The 7477-nt window shown below is 38.6% G+C and carries 3 protein-coding genes; all 3 read left to right on the forward strand.

The features are described 5' to 3' along the window. The first annotated feature begins 197 nt into the window (after nucleotides 1-197). Nucleotides 198-2726 carry an ATP-dependent Clp protease ATP-binding subunit gene (locus QZ135_RS04105; RefSeq protein ID WP_294606134.1) on the forward strand — a complete coding sequence of 843 codons (2529 nt, stop codon included), beginning with the start codon at nucleotides 198-200 and terminating at the stop codon, nucleotides 2724-2726. Between the two features lie 146 nt (nucleotides 2727-2872). After that, on the forward strand, nucleotides 2873-4918 hold the full coding sequence (gene htpG, locus QZ135_RS04110) for a molecular chaperone HtpG (protein WP_294606135.1): 2046 nt from the start codon (nucleotides 2873-2875) through the stop codon (nucleotides 4916-4918). Between the two features lie 183 nt (nucleotides 4919-5101). Beyond that, the gene (locus QZ135_RS04115; RefSeq protein ID WP_294606136.1) at nucleotides 5102-7393 is read left to right on the forward strand and encodes a patatin-like phospholipase family protein; all 2292 of its coding nucleotides are present in this window, start codon (nucleotides 5102-5104) and stop codon (nucleotides 7391-7393) included. Nucleotides 7394-7477 lie beyond the last annotated feature (84 nt).

A 7477-nucleotide genomic window follows, 5' to 3' on the forward strand; every position in this document is an offset into this window, starting at 1 on the left:
AACCATTCTCTCGCCTACTTTGTTCTTATTAATATAATAAATAAGGTATTAAAAGATACTGGTGAACGGATATTAAACTGTGGCACGGGATTTGTATACAAACAATAAATAGAAGAAGATATTTGCTTACTAGAAATTATTAATGCGTATCTTTGTATTATAGTAACACCTTAAGATGAGGAAGGAGAATATTAAGTATGAATAATCAGTTTTCACAAAGAGTTTCTGATATTATCACCTACAGCAAGGAGGAAGCTAACCGGTTGAAAAATAGATATATTGGCCCGGAACATCTTCTACTCGGCATGTTGAGAGACGGCGGAGGGAAGGCTATAGAAATATTGCAGAAACTGGATATAGATCTGAACAGAGTTAAAAAACGTCTGGAAGGTTTTTTGAAAGAGATTGAAGATGATAACTTGTTGCCTGATGCAGACATTCCATTGTCTCCTATGGCAGCTAAGATATTAAAAATGTGTATACTCGAGGCTCGTCTATTAAAGAGCGCCACTGCAGATACGGAACATGTATTGCTGGCTATTTTAAAAGATGGTAATAATTTGGCCGCTACGGTTTTGGAGGAAAACAATGTAGATTACAAATCTGTGTTCGAACAACTTTCCATGAAAGCTAGTCCTAATGCAGGTATGGGATTCACGGAAGATGACGATGATGAAGAGGAAGAAATGAATATGTCTTCACGTTCTTCGCAAAGTGCTGGTTCACAATCTTCTACGCAAACGGCATCTAAGAAGCCATCTAATGATACTCCGGTATTGGATAATTTTGGTATGGATATGACTCGGGCTGCAGAAGAAGGTCGGTTGGATCCGGTGGTAGGCCGTGAACGGGAAATAGAGAGATTAGCTCAGATTTTGAGTCGTCGTAAAAAGAATAACCCGGTATTGATTGGTGAACCTGGTGTAGGTAAATCTGCAATTGTAGAAGGACTGGCATTGCGTATCATTCAGAAGAAAGTGTCCCGTATCTTATTTGATAAACGCGTGGTTATGCTTGACATGGCTTCCGTGGTAGCAGGAACTAAATACCGTGGACAATTCGAGGAGCGCATTCGTTCAATTATCAACGAGTTGCAGAAAAATCCGAATGTCATTCTGTTTATTGATGAAATCCATACTATTGTGGGGGCCGGAGCTGCAGCAGGTTCTATGGATGCAGCTAATATGCTGAAACCCGCATTGGCGCGTGGTGAGATACAATGTATCGGTGCTACTACCCTTGATGAGTATAGGAAGAATATAGAAAAAGACGGTGCATTGGAGCGTCGTTTCCAGAAAGTAATTGTGGAACCGACTACGGCAGAGGAAACGCTTCAGATATTAAAAAATATCAAAGAGAAGTATGAGGATCATCATAATGTGATTTATACAGGTGAAGCTTTGGAGGCGTGTGTCAAGTTGACAGATCGCTACATCACAGATCGCAATTTCCCGGATAAGGCAATTGACGCTTTGGATGAAGCAGGTTCTCGTGTCCATCTAACGAATATTACGGTTCCGAAAGAAATTGAAGAACAAGAGAAACTCATAGAAGAAGCCCGTCAACAAAAGGCAGATGCAGTAAAATCTCAAAACTTTGAGCTTGCTGCTAGCTATCGCGACCGTGAGAAAGAGTTTTCTGCCCGTCTGGAAGAGATGAAAACAGAATGGGAAGCTCGTTTAAAAGATGATCGTCAAACAGTTGGAGAAGAAGAAATTGCTAATGTTGTGTCTATGATGTCTGGTGTGCCTGTACAGCGTATGGCGCAGGCAGAAGGTATTAAATTAGCAGGCATGAAAGAGGAATTGCAGGCCAAAGTAATAGCTCAGGATCCAGCTATTGAGAAAGTGACGAAAGCTATTTTACGTAGCCGTGTAGGTTTGAAAGATCCGAATCGTCCTATTGGGACATTCCTGTTCTTGGGGCCTACTGGTGTTGGAAAAACGCACTTAGCTAAGCAATTGGCAAAGTATATGTTTGGTTCTACTGATGCGCTTATACGTGTGGATATGAGCGAATATATGGAGAAGTTTACTGTTTCTCGTCTGGTTGGTGCACCTCCGGGATACGTAGGGTATGAAGAAGGTGGCCAGTTGACAGAGAAAATACGTCGTAAACCTTATTCTATCGTACTATTAGATGAAATAGAGAAAGCTCATCCCGATGTATTCAATATCTTGTTGCAACTGATGGATGAAGGTCGTTTGACTGACAGTTATGGCAGGACAGTAGATTTCAAGAATACGGTAGTCATCATGACTTCAAATATAGGTACGCGCCAGTTAAAGGACTTTGGTCGTGGCGTAGGCTTTGCTGCACAAAACCGTACGGATGACAAGGAATATTCTCGCGGAGTGATACAAAAGGCCTTGAACAAGTCTTTTGCCCCTGAATTTCTGAACCGTATTGATGAAATCATCACTTTCGACCAGCTTTCGCTGGATGCCATCGAAAAGATTATTGATATTGAATTGAAAGGCTTGTTTGAACGCGTGGAAGCTCTTGGGTATAAGCTTGTTATTGATGGTAAGGCTAAAACGTTTATGGCATCCAAAGGTTATGATGTACAGTTTGGTGCCCGTCCATTGAAACGTGCCATTCAGACCTATCTGGAAGATGGGCTTTCAGAACTGATTGTCTCTTCCGAGTTGAATCTGGGGGATATGATTTCCGTATCTTTGAATGAAGAGAAGGAAGAATTGGAAATCAAAGCAGTAACTAAGTAAATATTATGCCTGTATATCGGTAGAACTTTTCTGACTATAGAAATTAGAATAAACAGTCAAAATGTCAGTCCATGTTGGACTGGCATTTTTTTTGCATTATGTTTGCCAAGTGATTAATATATAAATTTAAAATATAAATAAGTAGTATGCAAAAAGGAAACATTGGGGTAACTACCGAAAACATTTTCCCCGTTATTAAGAAGTTCTTGTACAGTGATCATGAAATTTTTCTTCGTGAGTTAGTTTCTAATGCCGTAGATGCTACACAGAAGTTGAAAACTTTGGCTTCTATTGGTGAGTTCAAGGGTGAAGTTGGAGATTTAACTGTACACGTATCATTAGGAAAAGATACGATTACTGTTTCTGATCGTGGTATAGGTTTGACAGCCGAAGAAATCGATAAGTACATCAATCAGATTGCTTTCTCTGGTGCCAATGATTTTTTGGAAAAATATAAGAATGATGCTAATGCCATTATCGGTCATTTTGGTTTAGGATTCTATTCAGCCTTTATGGTAGCCAAGAAAGTGGAGATTATTACGAAATCTCATAAGGAAGATGCTCAGGCTGTGAAATGGAGCTGTGATGGCAGTCCCGAATTCACTATCGAAAATATAGATAAAGCCGACCGCGGTACGGATATCGTGCTTTACATTGATGATGAAAGCAAGGAATTTCTTGAAGAAGCCCGCATTTCTTCTTTGTTGAAGAAGTATTGTAGCTTCTTGCCTATCCCAGTTGCCTTTGGCAAGAAGAAAGACTGGAAAGATGGAAAACAGGTAGAAACAGATGAAGATAACATCATCAATGATAGTAACCCGTTATGGACGTTGAAACCCAGCGACTTGAAAGATGAAGATTATAAGAAATTCTATCGGGATCTTTATCCTATGTCTGATGAACCTTTGTTCTGGATACACCTGAATGTAGATTATCCATTTCATTTGACTGGTATCCTTTACTTCCCGAAAGTGAAGAGTAATATCGAATTGAATAAGAACAAAATACAACTTTACAGCAATCAAGTATACGTGACGGATTCTGTAGAAGGAATTGTACCGGATTTTCTGACATTGTTGCATGGAGTGCTCGATTCTCCGGATATTCCGCTGAATGTATCCCGTTCTTATCTTCAGAGTGATTCAAATGTGAAGAAGATTTCTACATATATTACGAAGAAAGTGTCTGATCGCTTACAATCTATCTTTAAAAACGATCGCAAACAATTTGAGGAAAAGTGGAATGATTTGAAAATTTTTATCAATTATGGAATGCTTACTCAAGAGGATTTCTATGATAGAGCAAAAGATTTCGCCCTTTTCACCGATACGGATAGTAAATGTTATACATTTGAAGAGTATCAGAAACTCATTAAGGATAATCAGACAGATAAGGATGGCAATTTGATTTATCTGTATGCAAATCATAAAGATGAGCAATTTAGTTATATTGAAGCTGCTAAGAATAAAGGATATAACGTGTTGCTGATGGATGGTCAGTTGGACATTGCTTTAGTGAGCATGCTGGAACAGAAATTAGAAAAGTCTCGCTTCACTCGCGTGGATAGTGATGTTATCGACAATCTGATTGTGAAAGAGGATAAGAAAGGTGAAACTTTAGAGGCTAGCAAGCAAGAAGCTCTTTCGGCTGTATTTAAGAGTCAGTTGCCAAAGTTGGAGAAAGTTGAGTTTAATATCACTGCACAAGCCTTGGGTGAGAACTCCTCCCCTGTAATGATTACTCAGAGTGAATATATGCGCCGTATGAAAGAGATGGCTAATATTCAAGCAGGTATGAGTTTCTATGGTGAAATGCCTGATATGTTTAATTTGGTACTGAACTCCGATCACAAGTTGGTAAAAGAAGTTTTGGCTGACGAAGAAAAAGAATGTGATCATATTATAGCGCCTATTCAGAAAGAAATGAATGAGGTGGACAAACATCGCAACGAACTGAAGGATAAGCAGAAAGGTAAGAAAGAAGAAGAAATTTCTACTGTTGAAAGAGACGAGGTTAATGACTTGGATAAGAAGTGGGAAGAACTGAAAACAAGGAAAGATGAAGCATTTACTGAATATGCTGCTAAGAATAAGGTTGTCCGCCAATTGATTGACTTGGCTTTGCTGCAAAACGGTATGCTAAAAGGAGAAGCTTTAAACAATTTTGTGAAGAGAAGTATCGAGTTGATTTAAATACGCCTTTTATTCACCAAGTATATGTCAGAGCATTGCAACTTTAAAGAGTTGTAATGCTCTTTTTTTCGTATAAATTGTATAGGATTGCTTGTTTTTTTGCGTTGGATACGTTCAATTTCGAAACAATTGCATATATTTGAGCTTTGATAATATTTATTTTTCAGCTCAGGAGTTTGAAGTATGAAAAGGATTTTTTTGCTTTTATCGTTTTGTTTCTTGTTGCTACCTATATTGCAAGCCCAAAAAGTGGGACTTGTATTGAGTGGTGGTGGTGCGAAAGGTATGACGCATATCGGCATTATTCGAGCTTTGGAAGAGAATAACATTCCCATTGACTATATTACCGGTACATCTATGGGAGCCATAATAGGTTCACTTTATGCTATGGGGTACTCTCCTGATGATATGGAAGCTTTGTTGCGTTCGGAAGACTTCAAGCGTTGGTATTCCGGAAAGGTAGAGCCGAAGTACGCTTATTATTTCAAGAAAAATCTCCCTACACCTGAGTTTTTTAATATCCGTTTTGATTTTAAGGACTCTCTGAATGTCAAACCACAGTTGCCAACCAGTATGGTTAATCCTATTCAAATGAATTTGGTTTTTGTGGAACTGTTTGCTCGTGCTACAGCCGCATGTGATGGTGATTTCGATAAACTTTTCATTCCTTTCCGGTGTATAGCTTCCGATGTATATAATAAGCGGCAGATTGTGCTGGGAAAAGGTGATTTAGGTGATGCAGTTCGTGCCTCAATGAGTTTTCCATTTGTTTTCAAGCCTATTGAGATAGATAGTGTACTGGCCTATGATGGTGGTATTTATAACAATTTCCCGACTGACGTGATGCGGGATGATTTTCATCCTGATATCATTATTGGCAGTGTTGTTGCAGCCAATCCATCCAAGCCAAAAGAGAATGACCTCATGAGCCAGATAGAAAATATGGTGATGCAGAAAACGGATTATTCTATTCCAGATTCTGTTGGTATCCTAATGACATTCAAGTATGATGATGTGAACTTGCTTGATTTTGACCGTCTTCAGGAACTTCATGACATAGGCTACAATCGTACTATCAGTATGATGGATTCTATAAAAAGTCGTATTCATCGTAGAGTAAATGCGGATAATGTACGTTTACGCCGCCTGGTTTATCGTAGTAATTTGCCGCAACTTTATTTTCAGAAAATTTATATTCAAGGGGCCAATTCGCAGCAACAAGCTTATATCCAGAAGGAATTTCATGATGAAGAAGACGAGCCATTTACTTATGAGGATATGAAACGTGGATATTTTCGTTTGTTGGCTGATAACATGATTTCTGAGATTATTCCGAAGGCGGTATTTAATGAAGAAACGGATATGTATGATTTGCATCTGAAGGTTAAGATGGAAGACAATTTTTCTGTTCGTCTGGGTGGTAGTGTATCTACAACGAGCTCTAACCAGATTTATTTGGGTTTAGGATATCAGAATCTTAATTATTATGCCAAGGAGTTTACATTTGATGGTCAATTGGGTAAAGTTTATAATAATGCACAACTAATGGGGCGCATAGATCTGCCTACACATATTCCTACGTCATATCGGCTCATTGCGTCTATTAGCACATTTGATTATTATAAGAAAGATAAGCTATTCTCCAAAAATGATAAGCCTTCTTTTAATTCGAAGGATGAACGTTTTTTGAAGTTAATAATAGCTTTACCGTTTTTGTCGAATAAGAGAGCCGAATTTGGTTTTGGCATTGGAAAATTGCAAGATAATTATTTTCAGTCCAGTGTGATTAACTTTGAGGAAGATCGTTCAGATAGAAGTGTTTATAAGCTTATAGGAGGTTCTATCAGTTTCTATGGTAGCACATTGAATGCTCGTCAATATGCTACAAAAGGATATAATGAGAAGTTGATAGCCCAAATATTTTCAGGAAGAGAAAGGTATACACCGGGAAATCCTACAGAATTAGCTACTATTCAGGAACGACAATCGTGGTTACAGATTTCTTACATGAAAGAAGCATATCATAATATGGCGCCCAAATTTGTGTTGGGCTGGATGGCAGAAGCGCTGTATTCATCGAAGAATTTCTCGGAGAATTTTACGGCAACTATGATGCAGGCAGCAGCGTTCTCACCAACTCCGCACAGTAAATTGATGTATAATGAGGCTTTCCGTGCTAATCAATTTTTGGCTGCCGGCGTTAAGCCTATGTTTGTTTTCAATGATATGTTTCATATACGGGGAGAATTTTATGGCTTTATGCCTATTTTCCCGATTGAAAAGAATACGCAGAATAAGGCATTTTACGGAAAAGCATTTTCAAAGGTAGAATATATGGGAGAAGTTTCTGTTATTTGCCAATTACCTTTCGGGGCGATCTCAGCTTATGTAAATCATTATAGTTCACCGAGAAGGGAGTGGAATGTAGGCTTGAGTATCGGTTGGCAACTGTTTAATTACCGTTTCATCGAATAAATTTCTTCAAAAAAAGTTTGTGTAAAGCTTGCAGTTTCGGAAAAAGTCCGTATCTTTGCACCCGTTAAACAAAAAGGCCGCGTA

The organism is uncultured Bacteroides sp. (assembly GCF_905207245.1).
Lineage (GTDB): Bacteria > Bacteroidota > Bacteroidia > Bacteroidales > Bacteroidaceae > Bacteroides.